Below are 20,171 nucleotides of genomic sequence, written 5' to 3'. Positions count from 1 at the left end.
TGATCGGCGTGCCCGAGAGTTGCAGCGGGAGGTCGCCCTGAAAAAGGCATTCTACTCTGATTAGTGCCCGACAATAAACCGCACGCCCAGACGCCGTGTTAGCAGCATCCGAGCTTCAGTAATGGGGATCAATGCGGGTTATTTCAATGCTACGAAGCGGGCAGGATTGACAGCCATGCCATTGCGGTAGACTTCCAGATGCAAATGCGAGCCGGTAGAACGGCCAGTACTGCCAACCGCGGCTATTTCCTGGCCCTTCTGAACCAGATCACCTTTGCTGACATTCATTGCGGAAGTGTGCGCATAGCGGGTCTTAAACCCACCGCCGTGATCAATTTCCACCATATTGCCGTAGGCACCGTTACGCCCAGCAAATACCACCACGCCACTGCCTACGGCGTAGATTGGCGTACCGCGAGGTGCTGCGAAATCCAGACCCGTATGCATAGAAATGCGACCAGTGATCGGATCGGTACGACGACCAAAGCCGGAAGAAAGATGCCCCAAGCGCACGGGTTTGAAGTCGAGCGCAGAATCCACATCGGACTGCCGGCTGACCATCAACTCTTCAAGCAACTGGAGTTGTTGCGTACGGTCATCGATGCGCTCAGACAACTGCTCAATCACGTTTTGCAGATCAGGTGAGTGGTAACTCAGATCATCCGCGCGCAGTTCTGGCCCGCCCATACCTGGATCAATATCGTCACCAAAGTTGAACTCACCGTCAGAGAAGTCGGCCAACTCCGTAAGGCGCTCCCCCAGAGCATCCAAACGCGTCAAACGCATCTGTAAGCGAGCAAGCTGCTGGCTCATACGCTCAATTTGCGCTTGGGCACCGTCATCCTCAGCAACATCGTTGATATCATAGTCGTGTAGGACCTGCTGCCACTGCGGCGCTTTCGCTTCGGCCAGCTCGGTAATATTCGTGCCTCCGCTGAGCAGCTGCCAAGTCAAAAGCGCAGCAGCGACCGGCAGGGCGGTGAGCACGGCTATACCGGCAGCGACCCACGGGGCACTTAAGGTCAGCGTTCGGGACGCGCCATGGCGTCCAGTGAGAATAATAATGTTCAAATAACGACCTCAAACAATCATGACAGCGGTTCTGCTAGGATGACCGCTATATCACTCCAAAACCGGTTTATACCTGCATGGCTTTCTACCCGCTGGATGCACGCAGACCCAACGATCTGCTGCGCACCAACACCACCCTCAAAAGACTTTATGCACAGGCAAAAGCCGTTGAGCGCTTACAGTCTCTGGTGGAGACTCAACTGGAGCCTGCAGCACGAGAGCATTGCAAAGTAGCCTCTCTTGCAGACGGGGTATTACGCTTTGTGGTCAGCAGCAGCCATTGGGCTACGCGACTCAGATATCAGCAAAAGCGCCTCGTTCGCCAGCTACAGGCTTACAAAGAGTTCGCAACCTTAACGAAAATCCACTGCAAGGTACAACCTCCACTGGTCAAAAAAGCACCACCAGTTCGCACAATCCGTCGTTCGCAGGTAGCTGCGGAGCACTTGCAGGAAACCGCCGAACATGTAACAGACGCTACTTTACGTACCGCACTGCAGAAACTGGCTCGGCATCACGCTGGCGACGAAGGTCAGCACGAGGGCACATAAAGTCATATAGATAATTGAACCCGAGCAAGTCAAAGACTGTCAGGCCGTAAGAATTTGAGAACGTTTAAAGTAAAGAAAACGGCCACCGAAGTGGCCGCTAAATAAACAACGAAACGAGAAAGGTGTCAGACGACTGGTTTCAGTAGGCTGGCATCAGACTGCAGCAGCAGGGCGCATAAATGAAATCGGCGCCGTACCCGCATCGTCAAATGTAACCACTTCCCAGGCATCTTTGGTCGCCAGCAAAGCACGCAGCAGCTTGTTGTTCAGCGAATGACCTGATTTATAGCCTTGAAACTCACCCACCAAGCTCTTGCCCAGTAGATAAAGGTCGCCAATGGCATCCAGAATCTTGTGCTTCACAAACTCGTCTTCATAACGCAAACCGTCTTCGTTGAGCACTCGGTACTCATCAACGACAATCGCATTGTCGACGCTACCGCCAAGTGCCAGATTCTGCGAACGCAGATACTCGATATCACGCATAAACCCAAAGGTTCGTGCCCGACTCACTTCCTTAACAAAGGAAGTGCTGGAGAAATCCACGCAAGCGGTCTGACTGCGACCCCGGAAAACCGGGTGGTCAAAATCAATACTAAATGAAACCTTAAAGCCTTCAAAAGGCACGAAAGTGGCGGTTTTACCGTCTTCCTCAACAGTCACTGCGCGTTTAATGCGAATGAACTGCTTTGGCGCGTCCTGCTCCTCAATGCCAGCGGACTGGATAAGGAACACAAAAGGACCGGCACTACCGTCCATGATCGGCACCTCAGGGGCGCTCAGTTCTACATAGGCGTTATCGATACCTAGACCGGCCATGGCAGACAACAAATGTTCTACCGTATCAACCTTGGCGCCATCCTTGATCAGGGTGGTGGACATAGTCGTCTCGCCCACAAACTCGGCACGCGCCGGGATCTCGACCACAGGGTCGAGATCTGTACGGCGGAACACGATACCCATATCTACCGGTGCAGGTTTCAGTGTGAGGTATACCTTCTCACCCGAATGCAAACCAACACCAGTGGCCCGGATGATGTTCTTCAGTGTGCGTTGTCTGATCATGCTTGACTGGTCCGCTCTAGTTGCGAATAATTTTCAACAAATTGGCGTGCATAATATCAAAGTACGCCTTTGATGAATACCAATAAGCCCTATGCCACCGATTGATCAAATCAATCGGCTTGGCGACGCAGGAAGGCCGGGATATCGAGATAATCCAGGTCTTCTGCCGGCTGGCTCAAACGCGCGGCTGCACTGCCCTGCGGATGCTGGTTGCGCATCACGGTAGGACGATCCAGGTCGCGGTAGTTCGGCGCAGAGCCTTCGCTATGACGAGCGGCCGGTGCTTGAGCCTGTGCAGCGGTGTTATCCACTACTTTAACCGGCTTGTCGCTCTTGGAACCTAGGCCCGTAGCGACCACGGTAACCCGCAGTTCATCACGCATTTCTGGATCGATAACCGTACCGACCACAACAGTAGCGCTTTCAGAAGCAAACTCTTCAACCGTGCTGCCGACTTCAGAGAACTCGCCCAGCGACAGATCCGGACCCGCGGTGATGTTGACCAAAATACCGCGCGCGCCCATCAGGTTCACATCTTCCAGCAGCGGGCTGCGGATAGCCGCTTCAGCTGCTTCACGAGCACGGTTCGGACCACTGGCGTGACCAGTACCCATCATCGCCATGCCCATCTCGCTCATGACGGTTTTCACGTCAGCGAAGTCGACGTTAATCATACCCGGACGCATGATCAGATCAGCAATACCCTGCACTGCGCCGAGCAGCACGTCGTTTGCCTTGCTGAAAGCAGCCAGCAGGCTTGCGTCTTTACCCAGTACGGTCAGCAGCTTTTCGTTCGGAATAGTGATCAGCGAGTCTACATGCATGCTCAACTCACGAATGCCTTCTTCCGCGATTTGCAGGCGCTTACGGCCTTCGAACGGGAACGGCTTAGTGACCACGGCAACCGTCAGAATGCCCATTTCGCGAGCAACTTCAGCGACCACAGGAGCTGCGCCGGTACCGGTGCCACCACCCATGCCAGCAGTGATGAACACCATGTCAGCGCCCTGCAGCACTTCAGCGATCCGCTCACGGTCTTCGATTGCAGCTTCACGACCGATCAGAGGGTTAGCGCCGGCGCCCAGGCCCTTGGTAACGGCGGAGCCTAGTTGCAATACGGTGCGAGCACTGACGTTTTTCAGTGCTTGGGCGTCCGTGTTAGCGCAGATGAAATCCACGCCTTCAACGTTATTGACGACCATGTGCTGCAGTGCGTTACCGCCACCACCACCAACACCGATGACTTTAATTACTGCGTTTTGTGGGACGTTATCGATCAGTTCGAACATGACCTTTCTCCTGGAGTACAAACTCGTTTCGTTTTATGTCGTTTCGTTTACTGCGTTTAGCCCGCTTGGGCGGATCTGCTACGCGATTTACAAATGCTTAAAAATTACCTTGGAACCACTTCTTCACTCGCTCGACCACCGGCACTTTATTACCGCTGTCGCTCGGGCTGTTGCTCTGTTCGCCGTGATGCTTCATGCCGTAATGCAGCAAGCCAACACCGGTGGCATAAATCGGGTTACGTACCACATCGGTAAGCCCCTTGAATTCTTGCGGCATACCGAGGCGCACTGGCATGTGGAAGATTTCTTCCGCCAATTCAATAGCGCCTTCCATTTTTGCGGTACCACCGGTCATCACGATCCCTGCAGGGATCATGTCTTCAAAACCTGAGCGACGTAGCTCAGCCTGAATCAACGTGAACAGCTCGTCATAGCGCGGCTCGACTACCTCAGCCAACGCCTGACGTGACAGATCACGTGGTGGACGCTCGCCGACACTAGGCACCTTGATGGTTTCTTCGGGGCCGGCCAGCTTGGCTAGCGCACAGGCGTAGCGAATCTTTATTTCTTCGGCGTACTGGGTCGGCGTGCGCAGCGCCATAGCGATGTCGTTAGTCACCTGATCGCCGGCAATCGGAATCACCGCGGTGTGGCGAATCGCGCCCTCAGTGAAAATCGCGATATCGGTAGTGCCGCCGCCGATATCGACCAGGCAAACACCGAGTTCTTTCTCGTCTTCAGTTAGCACGGCGTAACTGGAAGCAAGCTGTTCGAGAATCACATCCTCAACTTCCAGCCCGCACCGGCGAATGCACTTCTCGATGTTCTGCACTGCATTGAGCGCGCAGGTCACCAAATGCACCTTGGCCTCAAGCCGTACGCCGGACATACCCAGGGGCTCACGCACACCTTCCTGGTTATCGATAACGTATTCCTGCGGCAAGATGTGCAGCACTTTCTGATCCGCCGGGATGGCGACCGCCTGACCTGCATCCAGTACGCGCTCGATATCTGCTTGCACTACTTCACGGTCACGGATGGCGACTATGCCGTTGGAGTTCAGACTCCGGATGTGATTACCGGCAATACCGGCAAACACGGAATGAATCTGGCAACCGGCCATTAATTCGGCTTCTTCGACGGCCCGCTGAATGGACTGCACTGTGGACTCAATATTGACCACCACGCCTTTCTTCAGCCCGCGTGAGGGGTGTGAGCCAATACCCACAATCTCCAGTTGGCCGTCCGCGCCGATCTCGCCGACCAGTGCCACGACCTTGGAGGTGCCGATATCCAGCCCCACTATCATCCTGCTACCCTGCTTGCTTGCCATAATCTTTCCGTTACTCCCCCGATTCGGTCGTTTCAACTGGCTCACGCCAGGCCACGGCCATGCCATTGCTGTAGCGCAGATCTACCCGCGCGATCAGTTCCCGCCGATCCTGCAGCAGCATCTGCTCGATCGTCATGAACCGCTGCATTTTCTCTACTAAATTGTCGCGTCCGAGCAGCACTTCCATGCCGTCTTCGGTAGTCAAAAACCAGCTACCACGATCACGTAACTCCAACTTACTGACGACCATGCCTTGCGGCCGCAGTAGGCTGCTGAACTGCTGGTAATGGCGCATCACACGGCGCTTGGCACGTTCAGGGCCATCCAGTTGCGGCAACTGCGCAAACCGGCTGATATCCTGCGGCGCAAACGCCTTGCCTTCATTGTTCAATAAAGCCTGATCACCCCAGCGGGCAATCGGTAGCTGTTCGTCCAAGTCGATTACCAGTTTGTCTGGCCATACGCGCCTCACCGAGGCATCGGCCACCCAGGGCATCGCCAGGAGGTCCGCGTGCAAGCCGTCGAGATCGATACCCAGGAAGCTCTCATGCAGATAAGGCTTAATCACCAGCTGCACGGCGTCGTGATCGATGTACTCCAGCTCACCTTCGACAGTGATCAAGGCTACCGGGCGGTCGGCCAGTGGCATCAAGCGAGTACCGAGCTCGTATAAGCCCATGCCCAACGCGACCAGCAATAGCGGCCAAAGCAAGGACTGCAGGCGACCACCCAACCCATCTAAGGAAGGCTTGCCCAAACGGCTACGAATGCTGGCACGCGGTGCAGGCGGCGCGATACGCACAGCGCCGCGGCTCGACGCTTTGCGTCGTGCTGCAGGTGCGGTACCTGAGTCGCGGATCATCTGCCCCAACATACTTGCCTCGGCCTCAGCAGCGGGCACTGGCGAGAATCGCCAGCACCAAATCAGTGAATGACATGCCGGTGGCCTTTGCCGCCATCGGTACCAAACTGTGATCGGTCATACCCGGTACGGTATTAACCTCCAACAGATAAAAGCGGCCCGCTTCGTCCTGCATCACGTCAACCCGGCCCCAGCCGCGGCAACCCACAGCGTTAAACGCGCGCAGGCACAACTCAGCCAACTCGGCCTCTTTCTCTGCCGGCAGCTCGCACGGGCACAGGTACTGGGTATCGTTCGCTAGGTACTTAGCGTCGTAATCGTAAAAATTGTGCGGAGTGCGCAGGCGGATTGCCGGTAATGCCTTACCGTCCAAAATCGCCACGGTGAATTCAGCGCCCTGCACCCATTGCTCGACCAGTGCCTGGTCGTCATAAGCCTGCGCGCCTTTCCAGGCCTGCTGCAGATCAGCCAGGCTGTCGGCCTTGGCCATACCAATCGAAGAGCCTTCGTGCACTGGCTTGATGATTAGCGGTACGCCCAGTTTGTCGACTATGCCCGCGCACTCATCCATCGCACCGAGCATGGCGTAGGCCGGAGTAGACAGCCCCAAGCTCTGCCATATTTGCTTGGTGATCAATTTGTCCATGCCAACCGCTGAGGCCATAACGCCGCTGCCGGTATAGGGAATCCGCAATGATTCCAGCAGACCCTGCAAGCTACCGTCTTCACCACCACGGCCGTGCAGTGCGATGAACACACGATCCGGCCGCTCACCAACTAGTTGTTCAGCAAGGCGCTCATCAGCATCAATACCGTAAGCATTCACGCCTGCGCTCAGCAGAGCCTCCAGCACCGCAGCGCCGGATTTCAGTGATACATCGCGCTCGGCGGAGGTCCCGCCGAAGAGTACGGCCACGCGGCCAAAAGCTGCTACATCGACCATTAAGCATTACCTCCGGCGCTTCTAGCGGCCAAAGCATCAGCCAATTGGTGGGCCAGGCCGCCGATATCCCCGGCGCCTTGGGTAAGCAGGATGTCGCCCGGCTGCAAAACAGCCTCGAGTAACGGCATCACATCGGCATCGCGTTCTACATAAATAGGGTCTATCTGGCCGCGCTGACGAATACTCCGACATAAGTTCTTACTGTCGGCCCCCTGCACCGGCTCTTCACCTGCGGGATAGACCTCCATCAGTAACAACACGCTGGTTTCACCCAACACCTGGACAAAGTCTTCGTATAGATCGCGGGTACGGGTGTAGCGATGGGGTTGATACAGCATGACCAGGCGGCGCTCCGGCCAGCCCGCGCGCACGGCCTTAATGACCGCCGCCACTTCACGTGGATGGTGGCCGTAGTCGTCCACCAACATGATCTGGCCATCAGCCCAGTTGTAATCGCCATACACCTGAAAGCGACGGCCAACGCCTTGAAACTCGGTCAAGCCTTTAATGATGGCCCGATCTGACACGCCTTCATCCGTTGCCACCGCAATGGTCGCCAGCGAATTAAGCACGTTATGTACACCCGGCATGTTGACGGACACTTTCAGCGGCTCGTGACCGTCACGCAGCACGGTAAAGTGGGTCTGCATGCCGTTCTGGTGAATATCCACGGCGCGAAAATCGGCGTCATCAGACTGGCCGTAAGTAATCACCTGACGGTTCACCTGCGGCAAGATTTCACGCACCACCGGGTCATCAATACACAACACAGCCACGCCGTAGAACGGCAAGTTGTGCAGAAACTCGACAAAGGTGCGCTTCAACCGATTGAAGTCGCCTTCATAGGTTTCCATGTGGTCAGCATCGATATTGGTAACGATGGCAACCATCGGCTGCAAGTGCAGGAAAGAAGCATCACTTTCGTCTGCCTCGGCAACCAAATACCGGCTTTCACCCAGTTGTGCATTAGTGCCAGCGGCGGTTAAACGGCCGCCAATAACGAAGGTGGGGCTCAGGCCATCCGCAGCCAGCACCGAAGCAATCAGGCTGGTAGTGGTGGTCTTACCGTGGGTGCCGGCGACAGCGATACCGTGACGATAGCGCATCAGCTCAGCCAACATCTCCGCACGCGGCACGACCGGAATACGCATATCAATTGCCGCTGCGACTTCCGGGTTCTGTGGATTAATCGCGCTAGACACTACCAGCACGTCAGCAGACTGCAGGTTCTCTGCGCGATGGCCGATATCAATCCGCGCACCAAACTCTTCGAGACGCTCAGTCACTGCCGATCGCTTGAGATCAGAGCCCGACACCTCGTAACCCAGGTTCAACAATACTTCGGCAATACCACACATACCCACTCCGCCAATACCGACGAAGTGGATACGGCGGATGCGGCGCATTTCCGGCAGGGTGAACGTTGCCTGAGCGCGTTTATTACTGATCACGTGCAACCTCCATACAGGCTTGCACCACATCCGTGGTGGCATTGGGCGTTGCTTGTTCGCGGGCGCGTTGAGCCATCTCTCGCAGTAACTCCGGTTGATTCATGTAAGTCATCAATTTTTCTGCCAGCAGCGCACCAGTAAGCTCGGCTTGCGGTAGCAACTCAGCAGCGCCACGCTCAGCCAGATAGCGTGCGTTAGCGCTCTGGTGGTCGTCGATAGCGTGCGGCAGCGGTATCAAAAAGGAAGGACGACCAGCTGCCGCCAACTCACAGACGGTGAGCGCGCCGGCACGGCAGACCACCAGATCAGCCCATTCGTAAGCGCCACTCATGTCCGCAATAAAGGCTTCAACATCGGCGCGCACGCCAGCGGTCTCATAAGCTTCTCGAGCAACTAGCGAGTGCTGCTTGCCACACTGATGAACCACTTGCGGACGCTGCTCCTGCGGCAAACGGCTGAGCGCATCGGGCAATAACGTGTTCAATGGCATCGCACCCAAGCTGCCCCCCAATACCAGCAAACGCATCGGGCGTTCGCCGTTCCAGGTAAGTGCAGGCACTCGGAAAATCTCTTCGCGCACAGGGTTGCCAGTGCTGCGACGACGCTCATCCGCCGGAAAGCTACCTGCAAAACCCTCGCAGCAACGACGAGCGAAACGCGACAGCAGACGGTTAGCGGTACCTACTACGGCGTTCTGCTCGTGAATCACGACGGGAATGCGGCGCAACCAAGCAGCCAAGCCACCGGGACCCGTTACGTAACCGCCAGCGCCCAGCACAAACACTGGCCGTAGTTCGGCCAGCAGCTTCAACGATTGCCCCAGCGCACGAACGATACGGAACGGCGCTTTGAGCAGATCCAGCGTGCCTTTGCCGCGCAACCCTTGAATGTCGATGTAATGAATTGGGAAGCCGGCTTGCGGTACCAGGTCTACTTCAATGCCGCGGTTGGTGCCCAACCAGTGCACGTCATAACCTTGGTCGCGCAGCAAACGGGCGCAGGCCAATGCTGGGAATACATGTCCACCGGTACCACCCGCCATTACCAATACAGTCTTAGTCATTGCCGGCCTCCCGCAGTGCCTGTCTACGCTCCCAATCGATCCGCAGCAGCAGACCCAAAGAAACGCAGCACACCACCAAAGAACTGCCGCCATAACTTAGGAAGGGTAAAGTCAGACCTTTAGTCGGTAGCAAGCCAATGTTTACGCCAACGTTAATCAGCACCTGCCCGCACCACATGATCGCCAGGCCGTACGCCAGATACGCGGAGAACATCATGCCCGCGCGCTCGGCCCACAAGCCAACGTATAACGCCCGCACTGCGACGAAGATCAGCAAAGCAAAGGCGGCTAATGCGCCGACCATGCCAAGCTCTTCAGCAAGCACGGAAAATACGAAATCGGTATGCGCTTCAGGCAGGTAAAACTGCTTTTGAATGCTGTTACCCAGCCCAACGCCCAGCCACTCACCACGACCAAAAGCGATCAGCGCCTGAGTGAGCTGATAACCCGTGCCGTAGGGGTCTTCCCAAGGATTGAGGAAGCCGGTCAGACGCTGCAAGCGGTAGGGTTCGAACGCGACCAGCAAACCGGCCAGCCCGCCAAGGGAACCGAACAGCAGTAGAAAGCGAAACAAACCAACACCACCGAGGAACAGCATGCCGGTGGCAGCGCCCATCAACACGACGGTGGCGCCGAAATCGGGTTCAATGATCAACAGCCAAGCCATGGGACCGAGCACCATGAAAGGCTTGATAAAGCCGAACCATTGCTCCTTCACTTCTTCCTGGCGGTGCACTAGATAACCGGATAGAAAAACCACGGCGAAGAGTTTGGCCAGCTCCGATGGCTGCACGTTGATCGGGCCTACTGCAATCCAGCGCCAGCTACCGTTAACCTCACGACCGATGCCCGGAATCAACACTGCCAGCAGCAAGGCAAAACCTAAAAACAGCAGCGGAAAGCGGAACTGTTCCCACAACCGCACCGGTACTGCGAGAGTTGCAGCCATCGCGATTAGACCGATCAACAGATAGACGATCTGCCGATTCATGTAATACAGCGGATCACCCAGGCGCCCGGCAGCTACTTCCATGGAGGCTGAGGAGACCATAACCAATCCAAGCGCCAGCAAACACAGCGAGCCAACCAGCAGCGGCAAGTCCATATCGAAACGACGTTCGCCAATCAGCGGCGCGCTGGCATCACGGGCAGTGGCTAGCCAATTCATGCGCTAAGCCTCCCTACCGCTTCGGCGAACAGCTGGCCGCGCTCTTCAAAATTTTTGAACATATCCAGGCTGGCGCACGCTGGCGACAGCAGCACCGCATCACCGGGCTGCGCCTTGTTGGCCGCAGTAAGCACCGCCGCGTCGAGGGTTTCGACTCGCGTTACATCCAGCGACTCGGGCAGTACGGCTGCCAACTTATCGGCATCTCGACCCAGCAGCACGACTGCACGGCAATACTTAACTGACGGCGCACTCAGCGGCTTAAAATCAGCGCCCTTGCCGTCGCCGCCAGCGATCAGCACCAGCTTGCCGTCAATATCCGCACCCAAGCCGTTGATAGCAGCCAACGCAGCGCCTACGTTGGTGGCTTTAGAGTCATCGAAGTAGCTGACCGCTGCGTGCTCACCCACCCACTGACAACGATGCGGTAAGCCGGCAAAATGACGCAGGGTTTCCAGCATCGGCTCCATGGGCAAGCCGACTGCGTGTCCGAGTGCCAGGGCAGCCAGCGCATTGGACTGATTGTGTGCACCGCGCATTTTTAACTCGCGAGTCGGCATCAGCGGTTCAAATTGGAATGCCAGCCAGCTTTCGCCTTCGTGCTCCAACAAGCCGAAGCCTTTGAAATCAGGACGCGACAAGCCAAAACTGAAGCAGGGCAACTGATCCGCTACCAGAGGGCGCGACAAAGCATCATCCCGGTTGATCAGAATTTGCTCTGCACCACGGAATACCCGGTGTTTGGCTAAGTGATAGGCAGCCAGACCGCTGTAGCGGTCCATGTGATCTTCGCTTACGTTCAATACAGTGGCCACGCGCGCGTTCAAGCGATCAGTCGTTTCCAGCTGGAAGCTGGAAAGTTCGAGCACATAAAGGGAGGCGTTCTGATCCAGCAAGTCCAGCGCCGGAGTACCCAAGTTGCCGCCCACAGCCACATCGATGCCCGCGGCTGAAGCCATCTCGCCAACCAGCGTAGTGACCGTACTTTTGGCATTGGAACCGGTGATCGCAACAATCGGTGCTTTGGCCTCGCGAGCAAACAGCTCTATATCGCCGACGATGGATACGCCTGCTTTCGCAGCGACCTGCAGCGCTGGCGTGCTCAAGGCAACGCCAGGACTGACAATGAGTTCGCCAGCGGAGCACAACAGCTGCTCATCCAGCTCACCGAGATACAGATCAGCCATGGGCGCGAAGCGTTTCAGCTTATCCAGCCCTGGCGGATTCTGACGGGTATCAACCACGGCAAACGACAGGCCTCGGCCCGCCAAATAACGGGCAACCGAGAGCCCGCTACTGCCGAGCCCGACGATGATCCGTTGTTTGTCCGTGGTAATCAGTGACACCTTAATTTCCTCAGCGCAGCTTAAGAGTGGCTAAACCGATCAGCACCAGTACCACGGTGATGATCCAGAACCGTACGATCACGCGCGGCTCAGGCCAGCCTTTCAATTCAAAATGGTGGTGAATCGGCGCCATACGAAATACCCGGCGCCCGGTCAGCTTGAACGACGCTACCTGCACAATGACCGACAGCGTCTCCACTACAAAAATACCGCCCATGATGAACAACACAATTTCTTGGCGCACGATGACCGCGATCACACCCAACGCGGCGCCCAGCGCCAGAGCGCCGACATCGCCCATAAAGACTTGCGCGGGATAAGTGTTGAACCAGAGAAAACCCAAACCGGCACCCAGTAAGGCGCCACAGAAAATAATCAGCTCGCCCGCGCCTGGCACATAGGGGATCAGCAAGTATTCAGCAAACTTGGCGTTACCCGACAGGTAAGCAAAAATACCCAGCGCACCACCCACCATAACGGTGGGCATGATGGCTAAACCGTCCAGCCCATCGGTCAAGTTAACCGCGTTACTGGAGCCAACGATGACGAAGTAGGTCAGCACCACAAAGAAAGCGCCTAACTGGAACTCAATGTGCTTGAAGAAAGGAACAATCAGCGTGGTTTCGACGGGCGTTTGCGCGTGCATGTAAAGAATCACCGCAGCAGCCAAACCAAAAACTGATTGCCAAAAATATTTCCAGCGCGAAGGCAGACCGCGAGAATTTTTTTCCACCACTTTGCGATAGTCGTCCACCCAGCCCACTGCGCCGAAGCTAAAGGTGACGCCGAGCACTACCCACACGTAGATATTGCTCAAGTCAGCCCACAGCAGAGTGCTGACACCAATGGCGACGAGAATCAGCGCGCCACCCATGGTTGGCGTACCGGCCTTAGATAAATGCGATTGCGGACCGTCATTGCGTACAGATTGTCCGATCTGGCGAAAGCTGAGCGTGCGAATCATCCAGGGACCGAGAAACAGCGCCATTGCCAGTGCGGTCAGCACGCCCAAGATACCGCGCAGGGTCAAATACTGAAAAACCGAGAACCCGGAGTAGAACTGCTGTAGAAATTCGGCAAGTAAAAGCAACATATCAGCTGACCCTGTTTTTGTTATTTTGCGTGTCAGCCGAGGCCGTGAGACCGGCTACAACCTCGTCCATGCCCGCACTGCGCGAGCCTTTCACCAACACTTGCGTGCTGATATCCAGACGCCCTTTGAGCGCCTCGATCAAATCTTGCTTACTGGCAAACAATTGACCGCGCTCGCCAAATGCCTGAACCGCCAGGGCCGACAGCTTACCGACAGCGTATAACCCATCCAGCCCTTGAGCGCGGGCATATTCGCCGATTTCGGTATGACTGGATTCAGCCCAATCGCCAAGTTCACCCATGTCGCCTAGCACCAGAATGCGGGTGCCTTGCAAGCTGGCCAACAGCTCAACTGCGGCTTTAACCGAATCGGGATTGGCGTTGTAGCTGTCATCAATGATTTGCGCCCCGGCAACCCCCGCAGCAGAGTTGCCGCGACCCGGCACCGGCGCCAGCTCTGCAAGCCCCGCGCTAATGCACTCGAGCGATACGCCGGCAGCCAAGGCCGCGCCAGCAGCAGCCAGTGCATTGGCAACATTGTGCTTGCCGCGCAACTGCAGCTGCACTTTCACTGCGCCAACCGGGGTTTCCAGCTGGAATGCCGGGCAGCCCATACCATTAAGCTCAATCATTTCAGCGCGCAGCTGCGCGGTTGGATTTTTCAAGCTGAAGGAGCAGCAGCTACGTTTGCTGCCAAGTAATTGATACCACTGCTCGAACCAGGCGCTGTCCAGATTGAGGATCGCCTCTCCGCCATCTGGCAGTTCACTGACAATTTCGCCCTTGGTCTTGGCAATGCTTTCGAGACTGCCGAAGCGACCTACGTGGGCCATTTCAGCATTGGTCAGCACACTAATCTGTGGTTTGGCCAAACTCATGGTGTAAGCAATGTCACCCGCAGCGGCAGCGCCCATTTCAATGACGGCGTAGTCATGCGTTGGCAACAGGCGCAGCAGCGTCAGCGGCACACCCAGTTCGTTGTTCAGGTTACCTTCGGTTGCTAACACGCTACCCGCGTGACGCAGAATGCAGGCCAGCATCTCCTTGACGGTGGTTTTACCACTGGAACCGGTAATCGCGATTACCCGCCCCGCAAAGCCATCACGTGCCAACGCCGCCAACTGACCCAGCGCCAGCTGACAGTCGTGGACCAACAGTTGCGGCAACTCATCGTCGACCAGATACTCGACCATGGCCGCCGCCGCGCCTTGCTCACGGGCCTGAGCAACATAATCGTGCCCATTTACCCGGCTACCGGACAAAGCGACAAACAAGCCACCCGCCTGTACGTTGCGCGCATCAATACTGACGCTATCGAAATGGGTATCTACGCCGTTCATGGTGGCGGCCAGAGGCTTCAGCAGTTCAGAGAGGCGGATTGCTTCAAGCATGTGTCGCCTCCCACTGCAGCAGCGCTTGGCGCGCGTGTTCAATATCGCTGAAGGGATGACGCACGCCTTCAATCTCCTGATAGGTTTCATGCCCTTTGCCGGCAAGTAAAATCACATCGCCGACGCCTGCTGCGCTAATCGTCTCGGCGATCGCGGCAGCACGGTTGGGTATGACGGTAGCGAGGCCGCTACGTTCCATCCCTTGGCAAATTTGCTCAATAATCTGTTGTGGAGGCTCGCTGCGTGGGTTGTCGCTGGTGACGACAATGGCGTCGGCACGCTGCTCGGCAACTTGCGCCATCAACGCACGCTTGCCCTTGTCACGGTCACCACCGCAGCCAAATACACAGACGACCCGGCCGCTAGCGTGCTCATGTAATGCGGCGAGCGCTTTGTCCAATGCGTCAGGGGTATGCGCATAATCGATCACTACAAGCGGCGCCGCACCGCCACCCAGACGCTGCATGCGGCCCGCTGGGGGCTGCAATTCGGCCGCCAGCTCTACTGCTTGTGACAAGGGAACCTTTAGCGCGCTCAAACTCGCGATGACCGCCAGCAGGTTGCTAAGGTTAAAGCTGCCGAGCAGCGCACTGCGTAACTGGAACGTTTCGCCCTGACCGTGCAACGTGGTGCGCACGCCCTTGCTGTCGTATGCCGTGTCGCTGCAATAAAGGGAGGCCAGCGTATCCTCGAGGCTATAGCTGATGACGGGGGCTACACTCTCTGCGGCTAATTGGCGGCCAAACTCATCATCTATATTAATGACCGCGGCTCGCAGCGGCCGCTTGAACAGCAATGCCTTGGCAGCGCCGTATGCCGACATGTCGCCGTGATAATCGAGATGATCGCGACTCAGGTTGGTGAATATCGCAACGGCGAAACTCACGCCTTCAACGCGCCCTTGATCCAGCGCATGGGAAGACACTTCCATCGTCACATGGCTCGCACCCTGGGCATGCAGCCGAGCCAGTTGCGCCTGAACCAGCAGCGGGTCTGGCGTGGTCATGCCGTGCTCTGTCAGCTGGCCAAGCATGCCGCTGCCCAGCGTGCCAATCACACCACAAGGTTTCTGGGCTGCAGTCAGCGCCTGGGCGAGCATCAGGCTAACGCTGGTTTTGCCGTTAGTGCCCGTAACGCCAATGGCGCTAAGCTGTTGACTAGGCTGCCCATAGAACACGCCAGCCAATTTGGACAACTGCTGCTGTAAACCAGGAACAGCTATCGCCGGCACAGGCAGCGCTGTTAACTGATAGTCAGCAGGTTCATAAGCGACAGCTGCCGCGCCGGCTGCCACCGCCTGAGTAATATAATCCCGTCCATCCTGCTGCAAGCCCGGCACGGCAAAAAACAGATCGCCAACCTGCACGCGACGGCTATCCATCGTCATGCCGCCAATCTCAAGATCCGCAGTCGTCAGCTCGGGGAACAGCTGGGTAAGTTTCATCCGCGCTCCCTGCTAGCTGGGGGCGCTGGCAGCTCAACTTGCTGCATTTCACCTAAGTTATCTGGGGCAATGTTCATCAAGCGCAGCGCGTTGGACATCAAGCCACTGAACACCGGTGCCGCAACCAAACCGCCGTAGTAGCCGCCTTTGCTTGGCTCATCAATAACGATCGCAATTGCAATACGCGGATTGGTACTTGGACCATAACCGGCGAACAGCGAACGGTAGGAATCTTCTTTATAACCTTTACTGGAGGTGCTGGCCTTGCGCGCCGTACCGCTCTTGCCAGATACGTGGTAACCCGGAACCCGCGCACGGTAGGTGCCGCTATCGGCTTCAATTACGTTCTGCAACATGCCTTGCACTGTTTTGGCCGCTGCCTCGTTCAGCACCTGTTGCGCCTCTGGACGATTCTCCACGCGCAATAGTGACATCGGTACCTTGCGGCCATCGTTAGCGAGAATCGAGTAAGCCTGCGCCAGCTGTACGGCGGTAACCGACAAACCATAACCATAAGACAGTGCGGCAGTCTCAGCTGAGCGCCACTCACGATAACTAGGCAGCTTGCCAACCCGCTCGCCAGGGAACCCAAGACCGGTATATTCGCCCAGACCCACACTTTGCATCGCATCGTGAACCGCCTGTCCGCCGATATCGAGTGCAACTTTGCTCATGCCGACGTTACTGGACTTAAGCAAAATACCGCTCAGATCCAGCACACCACCCGGCGCACGAGACACGTCGCGAATGGTGTATCGACCGATGCGCAGTGTGCCGGGATACACGTTCACCGTATCGGTTGGCTTCCAACGACCACTCGCCAATGCGGCGGTCATGGAGATCGGCTTCATGGTTGAACCGGGCTCGAATACGTCGATGATGGCGCGATTGCGCATCATGCCTGGCTGCAGGTTGGAACGATTGTTTGGGTTATAACTGGGATGATTGACCATCGCCAGAACCTCACCGGTACGCACATCCAGCATCACGATCGAGCCGGCCTTGGCTTCGAACTCCTTCATACCTTCACGCAATTCGCGGTGAGCCAAATACTGCAGCCGCAAATCAATCGACAACTTAAGATCGTTGCCTGGCCGCGCATTGCTAACTACCTGCACATCTTTAATCAGACGTCCACGGCGATCTTGCAGGACCTGACGCTTTCCGGGAACGCCTTCCAGCCACTGGTCATAAGCGAGTTCCAGCCCTTCCTGACCTTTTTCATCCACGTTGGTAAAGCCAACCAGATGCGCCGCCACCTCACCTGCAGGGTAGAAGCGGCGATATTCTTCAATGCTGTAAACGCCGTGTACCTTGAGCGCCATGACTGCTTCACCATCCACCGGCGTCATCCGACGACGTAAATAGATAAACTCTTTATCGGCATTGGCTTTCAGACGGGCGCGAAAGGTAGACAGGTCGGTACCGAGCACGCGAGCCAGATCAGCCCAATGCGTCTCTTGATTGATCAACTGTGATGGGTTGGCCCAAATGGTCAGGACCGGCGTACTCACGGCCAAGGGCTCACCGTTGCGGTCGGTAATCTGTCCACGATGCGCGGGGATAGGCACGTGCCGCACACTGCGCTTGTCGCCTTGGCTTTTCAGAAAGCCTTCATCCAACACGTGCAGCTCGACAATACGCCAAGCCACAGCCACGCAGCACAAGCCCAGCAAGCCAATTACCAGACGAAAACGCCAAGGATGCAAACTGCCATTGGGCTTGAAACCGAGCTTCTTCATGGCTGCACCAAAATTACGTCAGCTGGTTCAGGCACATGCATGCCCAACTGCTCGGTCGCGATTCGTTCGATACGGCTATAAGCCGTCCAGGTGCTCTGCTCAAGCACCAACCTGCCCCATTCGGCCTGCGCCTTTTCGCGGACTTCTATTTCAGCCGCCAATTCGTTCAACAACAAACGGCTCCAATGTGCACTGTAAGACACCGCCAGAGCGCTGATCACGACCACTACGCCCACAAGCAGCAACAAGCCACTACCCGCTGGCAAGTTGCGCTGTGGTTTGATCAGTTGCTCTGACGCGCCCATTAGCGTTTCTCCGCGATACGCAGCATGGCGCTACGAGACCGAGGATTAGCAGCCACTTCGGCGGCAGACGGCTTAATCGTCTTACCAACCAAGTTGACTGAAACAGGAATATCGATATCGCGGATAGGCAGGTCACGGGGCAGCGGCGCGCCTTTGGCTTCGCGGCGCATGAACTGCTTCACCATGCGATCTTCCAGCGAGTGAAAGCTGATCACCACCAAACGCCCGCCCGGAGCCAACGATTCAACTGCCGCACGCAAACCGTCTGCCAGGTCTTCCAGTTCGCGGTTAATGAAAATACGAATACCCTGAAATGCTCTGGTGGACGGATTCTTGCCCTTCTCCCACGCCGGATTCGCTTCCTTAATCACCTCGGCCAGATCGGCTGTGCGAGTAAAGGGTTGCTGCGCGCGGCGCGTAACCACGGCTCGCGCCATGCGCTTGGAAAAACGCTCCTCGCCGTACTCTTTAAGCACGGTGGCGATGTCTGCCTCAGCGGCGCTATTGACCCAATCGGCAGCGCTCTGACCCATGCCAGGGTTCATGCGCATATCCAACGGGCCGTCATTCATGAAGCTGAAACCGCGCTCAGGATCGTCTAGCTGGGGTGAAGAAACCCCAAGATCTAACAGGATGCCATCAACCTTGCCGTGCAAACCCCGGTCCTTGAGCTCTTGCGCCATGTCAGCAAATGAACGCTGCACAACGACAAAGCGGCCGTCTATGGCCGCCAGCTCGTTACCCGTCCGGATGGCTTCCGGATCTTTATCGAAGGCGATCAAGCGCCCCCCCGGCGCCAACCCCGACAAGAGCGCGCGACTATGGCCGCCACGTCCGAAGGTGCCGTCGACATACAAACCATCTGGCTTAATGGCCAGACCTTCCAGCGCTTCATTCAGCAGTACGCTGACATGTTGGTAATCGGCGTGCGCGGTCATAGGCTTAAGGAATGCAGTTCCACCGGTAACTCACCGGCGTCCTGCGATTCTTCCAAGTAGGCGCTGGTGGTGGCCGTCCAGGCCTCTTCACTCCAGAGCTCGAATTTATTGATTTGCCCAACCAGCATGACTTTTTTATCCAGCCCGGCGTGATCGCGCAGCAACGGTGGGATGACGAAGCGGCCGTTGCTGTCCAGCTCCAGATCATTGGCATTACCAATCAACAGGCGCTGCAGGCGTTTAACCGCAGGATTCATGTTCGGCGCTGAGCGCAACTGCGCTTCAACCGCTTCCCATTCCTGCAAGGGGTAGATCCACAGGCAACGCTCTTCGAGGGCGATGGTCGCCACCAACTGACCGCCACAGGACTCCATCAAGCGATCGCGATAGCGCGCAGGCATCGCGAGTCGCCCTTTGGCGTCCAGATTGATGGCGTTGGATCCTCGAAACACGCTTTCTACCTACCCCGTTAATGAGCTGGCGCTTAACGCCAATTTTTCCCACTTTTATCCACTTCGTACCACTTTGGCACACTATAGAAACGCACTGACACAGCGTCAAGCAGACAAATGAGGGAAAAAGCCTTGCAGAGCAGGGGTTTAGCACTAAAAAAGGGAGGATTACCTAGAATCAAAGTAAAGCAAGGAGGGTAAAGCGGAGACAAAGCAAACAGATCCCCTCACAACTTAAAGTAAATTATGAAGAGTAAGATTCTTTTGATCTAAAAGAGAAGGGAGTCACAACAAGAAGAAGAAAAAATAAGAGTTGGCCTGTAAGCCGGGTTCTGTCGAGAACAGTCATTCCTCTGGGATCGCCATCACTGACAACCTCTAGCAACCTACCCGAATCCAGTGCGGGCCACACCGATGGATTCCTATTTGGTCTTGCTCCGAGTGGGGTTTACCACGCCACAGACTGTTACCAGCTGCGCGGTGCGCTCTTACCGCACCTTTTCACCCTTACCGGCGCTTGCGCGCTTAGGCGGTCTGCTCTCTGCTGCACTTTCCGTAGGCTCACGCCTCCCAGGCGTTACCTGGCACTCTGCCCTATGGAGCCCGGACTTTCCTCCCTGCCAGCGCCTTGCGGTGCCGACACAGCGACTGTCCAGCCAACTCTT

Annotated in this window: 18 protein-coding genes and 1 other RNA gene; 1 reads left to right on the top strand and 18 read right to left on the bottom strand. The window is 56.5% G+C overall.

From position 1 onward, the window contains the following. Positions 1 to 138: 138 nt before the first annotated feature. Complete coding sequence (locus AC1XYH_RS02390; protein ID WP_483325070.1) at positions 139 to 1,071, bottom strand: M23 family metallopeptidase; 933 nt, start codon at positions 1,069 to 1,071, stop codon at positions 139 to 141. Positions 1,072 to 1,148: 77 nt separating this feature from the next. Here AC1XYH_RS02390 and AC1XYH_RS02385 point away from each other — a divergent pair, with 77 nt between their 5' ends. Further along, positions 1,149 to 1,622, top strand: coding sequence for a DUF721 domain-containing protein (locus AC1XYH_RS02385; RefSeq protein ID WP_483325069.1), 474 nt, complete (start codon positions 1,149 to 1,151; stop codon positions 1,620 to 1,622). 153 nt (positions 1,623 to 1,775) lie between these two features. On the opposite strand, the gene lpxC is transcribed toward AC1XYH_RS02385, so the two are convergent. The 17 genes from lpxC to rnpB all read right to left on the bottom strand — a co-directional run bounded on the left by lpxC (position 1,776) and on the right by rnpB (position 20,170). Then, entirely contained in the window at positions 1,776 to 2,687 is a 912-nt protein-coding gene (gene lpxC, locus AC1XYH_RS02380; RefSeq protein WP_483325068.1) for a UDP-3-O-acyl-N-acetylglucosamine deacetylase, read from the bottom strand. 110 nt (positions 2,688 to 2,797) lie between these two features. Beyond that, positions 2,798 to 3,976 (bottom strand): cell division protein FtsZ, encoded by a 1,179-nt coding sequence (ftsZ, locus tag AC1XYH_RS02375; protein WP_483325067.1) that lies wholly within the window; start codon positions 3,974 to 3,976, stop codon positions 2,798 to 2,800. A gap of 97 nt (positions 3,977 to 4,073) precedes the next feature. Next, on the bottom strand, positions 4,074 to 5,309 hold the full coding sequence (ftsA, locus tag AC1XYH_RS02370; protein WP_483325066.1) for a cell division protein FtsA: 1,236 nt from the start codon (positions 5,307 to 5,309) through the stop codon (positions 4,074 to 4,076). Between the two features lie 10 nt (positions 5,310 to 5,319). Further along, positions 5,320 to 6,183, bottom strand: a complete 864-nt coding sequence (locus AC1XYH_RS02365) for a cell division protein FtsQ/DivIB (protein WP_483325065.1) — start codon at positions 6,181 to 6,183, stop codon at positions 5,320 to 5,322. Between the two features lie 13 nt (positions 6,184 to 6,196). After that, a complete protein-coding gene (locus AC1XYH_RS02360; protein WP_483325064.1) occupies positions 6,197 to 7,114 on the bottom strand; it encodes a D-alanine--D-alanine ligase in 918 nt (305 codons plus the stop codon). After that, positions 7,114 to 8,520: a UDP-N-acetylmuramate--L-alanine ligase gene (gene murC, locus AC1XYH_RS02355; protein WP_483326284.1), complete on the bottom strand. Its 1,407-nt coding sequence runs from the start codon at positions 8,518 to 8,520 to the stop codon at positions 7,114 to 7,116. The genes AC1XYH_RS02360 and murC overlap by 1 nt, the downstream gene beginning before the upstream one ends. A 34-nt stretch (positions 8,521 to 8,554) precedes the next feature. Next, positions 8,555 to 9,628 carry an undecaprenyldiphospho-muramoylpentapeptide beta-N-acetylglucosaminyltransferase gene (gene murG, locus AC1XYH_RS02350; RefSeq protein WP_483325063.1) on the bottom strand — a complete coding sequence of 358 codons (1,074 nt, stop codon included), beginning with the start codon at positions 9,626 to 9,628 and terminating at the stop codon, positions 8,555 to 8,557. Beyond that, entirely contained in the window at positions 9,621 to 10,796 is a 1,176-nt protein-coding gene (gene ftsW, locus AC1XYH_RS02345; RefSeq protein ID WP_483325062.1) for a putative lipid II flippase FtsW, read from the bottom strand. The genes murG and ftsW overlap by 8 nt, the downstream gene beginning before the upstream one ends. Further along, a complete protein-coding gene (murD, locus tag AC1XYH_RS02340) occupies positions 10,793 to 12,142 on the bottom strand; it encodes a UDP-N-acetylmuramoyl-L-alanine--D-glutamate ligase (RefSeq protein ID WP_483325061.1) in 1,350 nt (449 codons plus the stop codon). Before murD ends, ftsW begins: the two co-directional genes overlap by 4 nt. A gap of 10 nt (positions 12,143 to 12,152) precedes the next feature. Further along, a complete protein-coding gene (gene mraY / locus AC1XYH_RS02335) occupies positions 12,153 to 13,235 on the bottom strand; it encodes a phospho-N-acetylmuramoyl-pentapeptide-transferase (RefSeq protein ID WP_483325060.1) in 1,083 nt (360 codons plus the stop codon). Between the two features lies 1 nt (position 13,236). Next, positions 13,237 to 14,625 carry a UDP-N-acetylmuramoyl-tripeptide--D-alanyl-D-alanine ligase gene (locus AC1XYH_RS02330; protein ID WP_483325059.1) on the bottom strand — a complete coding sequence of 463 codons (1,389 nt, stop codon included), beginning with the start codon at positions 14,623 to 14,625 and terminating at the stop codon, positions 13,237 to 13,239. Beyond that, a complete protein-coding gene (locus tag AC1XYH_RS02325) occupies positions 14,618 to 16,069 on the bottom strand; it encodes a UDP-N-acetylmuramoyl-L-alanyl-D-glutamate--2,6-diaminopimelate ligase (RefSeq protein WP_483325058.1) in 1,452 nt (483 codons plus the stop codon). Before AC1XYH_RS02325 ends, AC1XYH_RS02330 begins: the two co-directional genes overlap by 8 nt. Beyond that, a complete protein-coding gene (locus tag AC1XYH_RS02320) occupies positions 16,066 to 17,811 on the bottom strand; it encodes a peptidoglycan D,D-transpeptidase FtsI family protein (protein WP_483325057.1) in 1,746 nt (581 codons plus the stop codon). Before AC1XYH_RS02320 ends, AC1XYH_RS02325 begins: the two co-directional genes overlap by 4 nt. Next, complete coding sequence (gene ftsL / locus AC1XYH_RS02315; RefSeq protein ID WP_483325056.1) at positions 17,808 to 18,116, bottom strand: cell division protein FtsL; 309 nt, start codon at positions 18,114 to 18,116, stop codon at positions 17,808 to 17,810. The genes AC1XYH_RS02320 and ftsL overlap by 4 nt, the downstream gene beginning before the upstream one ends. Beyond that, the gene (gene rsmH, locus AC1XYH_RS02310; protein WP_483325055.1) at positions 18,116 to 19,054 is read right to left on the bottom strand and encodes a 16S rRNA (cytosine(1402)-N(4))-methyltransferase RsmH; all 939 of its coding nucleotides are present in this window, start codon (positions 19,052 to 19,054) and stop codon (positions 18,116 to 18,118) included. The genes ftsL and rsmH overlap by 1 nt, the downstream gene beginning before the upstream one ends. Beyond that, complete coding sequence (mraZ, locus tag AC1XYH_RS02305) at positions 19,051 to 19,506, bottom strand: division/cell wall cluster transcriptional repressor MraZ (protein ID WP_483325054.1); 456 nt, start codon at positions 19,504 to 19,506, stop codon at positions 19,051 to 19,053. Before mraZ ends, rsmH begins: the two co-directional genes overlap by 4 nt. A gap of 305 nt (positions 19,507 to 19,811) precedes the next feature. Beyond that, positions 19,812 to 20,170: RNase P RNA component class A (gene rnpB / locus AC1XYH_RS02300), an RNA gene on the bottom strand. Position 20,171 lies beyond the last annotated feature (1 nt).

The sequence above is a fragment of the Pseudomonas sp. GW-45 genome, assembly GCF_056896675.1.
Note: the sequence above shows the minus strand (reverse complement) of the source record. Positions and strands in the feature narration are given on the sequence as shown.

Excerpts from the sequence above, each read along its gene's own strand:
- murC (WP_483326284.1), bottom strand. The coding sequence starts at position 8,520 with ATGCGCCGCATCCGCCGTATCCACTTCGTCGGTATTGGCGGAGTGGGT.
- AC1XYH_RS02320 (WP_483325057.1), bottom strand. The coding sequence starts at position 17,811 with ATGAAGAAGCTCGGTTTCAAGCCCAATGGCAGTTTGCATCCTTGGCGT.
- lpxC (WP_483325068.1), bottom strand. The coding sequence starts at position 2,687 with ATGATCAGACAACGCACACTGAAGAACATCATCCGGGCCACTGGTGTT.
- ftsW (WP_483325062.1), bottom strand. The coding sequence starts at position 10,796 with ATGAATTGGCTAGCCACTGCCCGTGATGCCAGCGCGCCGCTGATTGGC.
- ftsL (WP_483325056.1), bottom strand. The coding sequence starts at position 18,116 with ATGGGCGCGTCAGAGCAACTGATCAAACCACAGCGCAACTTGCCAGCG.
- mraY (WP_483325060.1), bottom strand. The coding sequence starts at position 13,235 with ATGTTGCTTTTACTTGCCGAATTTCTACAGCAGTTCTACTCCGGGTTC.
- rsmH (WP_483325055.1), bottom strand. The coding sequence starts at position 19,054 with ATGACCGCGCACGCCGATTACCAACATGTCAGCGTACTGCTGAATGAA.
- AC1XYH_RS02330 (WP_483325059.1), bottom strand. The coding sequence starts at position 14,625 with ATGCTTGAAGCAATCCGCCTCTCTGAACTGCTGAAGCCTCTGGCCGCC.
- AC1XYH_RS02385 (WP_483325069.1), top strand. The coding sequence starts at position 1,149 with ATGGCTTTCTACCCGCTGGATGCACGCAGACCCAACGATCTGCTGCGC.
- AC1XYH_RS02325 (WP_483325058.1), bottom strand. The coding sequence starts at position 16,069 with ATGAAACTTACCCAGCTGTTCCCCGAGCTGACGACTGCGGATCTTGAG.
- AC1XYH_RS02360 (WP_483325064.1), bottom strand. The coding sequence starts at position 7,114 with ATGGTCGATGTAGCAGCTTTTGGCCGCGTGGCCGTACTCTTCGGCGGG.
- AC1XYH_RS02365 (WP_483325065.1), bottom strand. The coding sequence starts at position 6,183 with ATGTTGGGGCAGATGATCCGCGACTCAGGTACCGCACCTGCAGCACGA.
- murG (WP_483325063.1), bottom strand. The coding sequence starts at position 9,628 with ATGACTAAGACTGTATTGGTAATGGCGGGTGGTACCGGTGGACATGTA.
- ftsZ (WP_483325067.1), bottom strand. The coding sequence starts at position 3,976 with ATGTTCGAACTGATCGATAACGTCCCACAAAACGCAGTAATTAAAGTC.
- ftsA (WP_483325066.1), bottom strand. The coding sequence starts at position 5,309 with ATGGCAAGCAAGCAGGGTAGCAGGATGATAGTGGGGCTGGATATCGGC.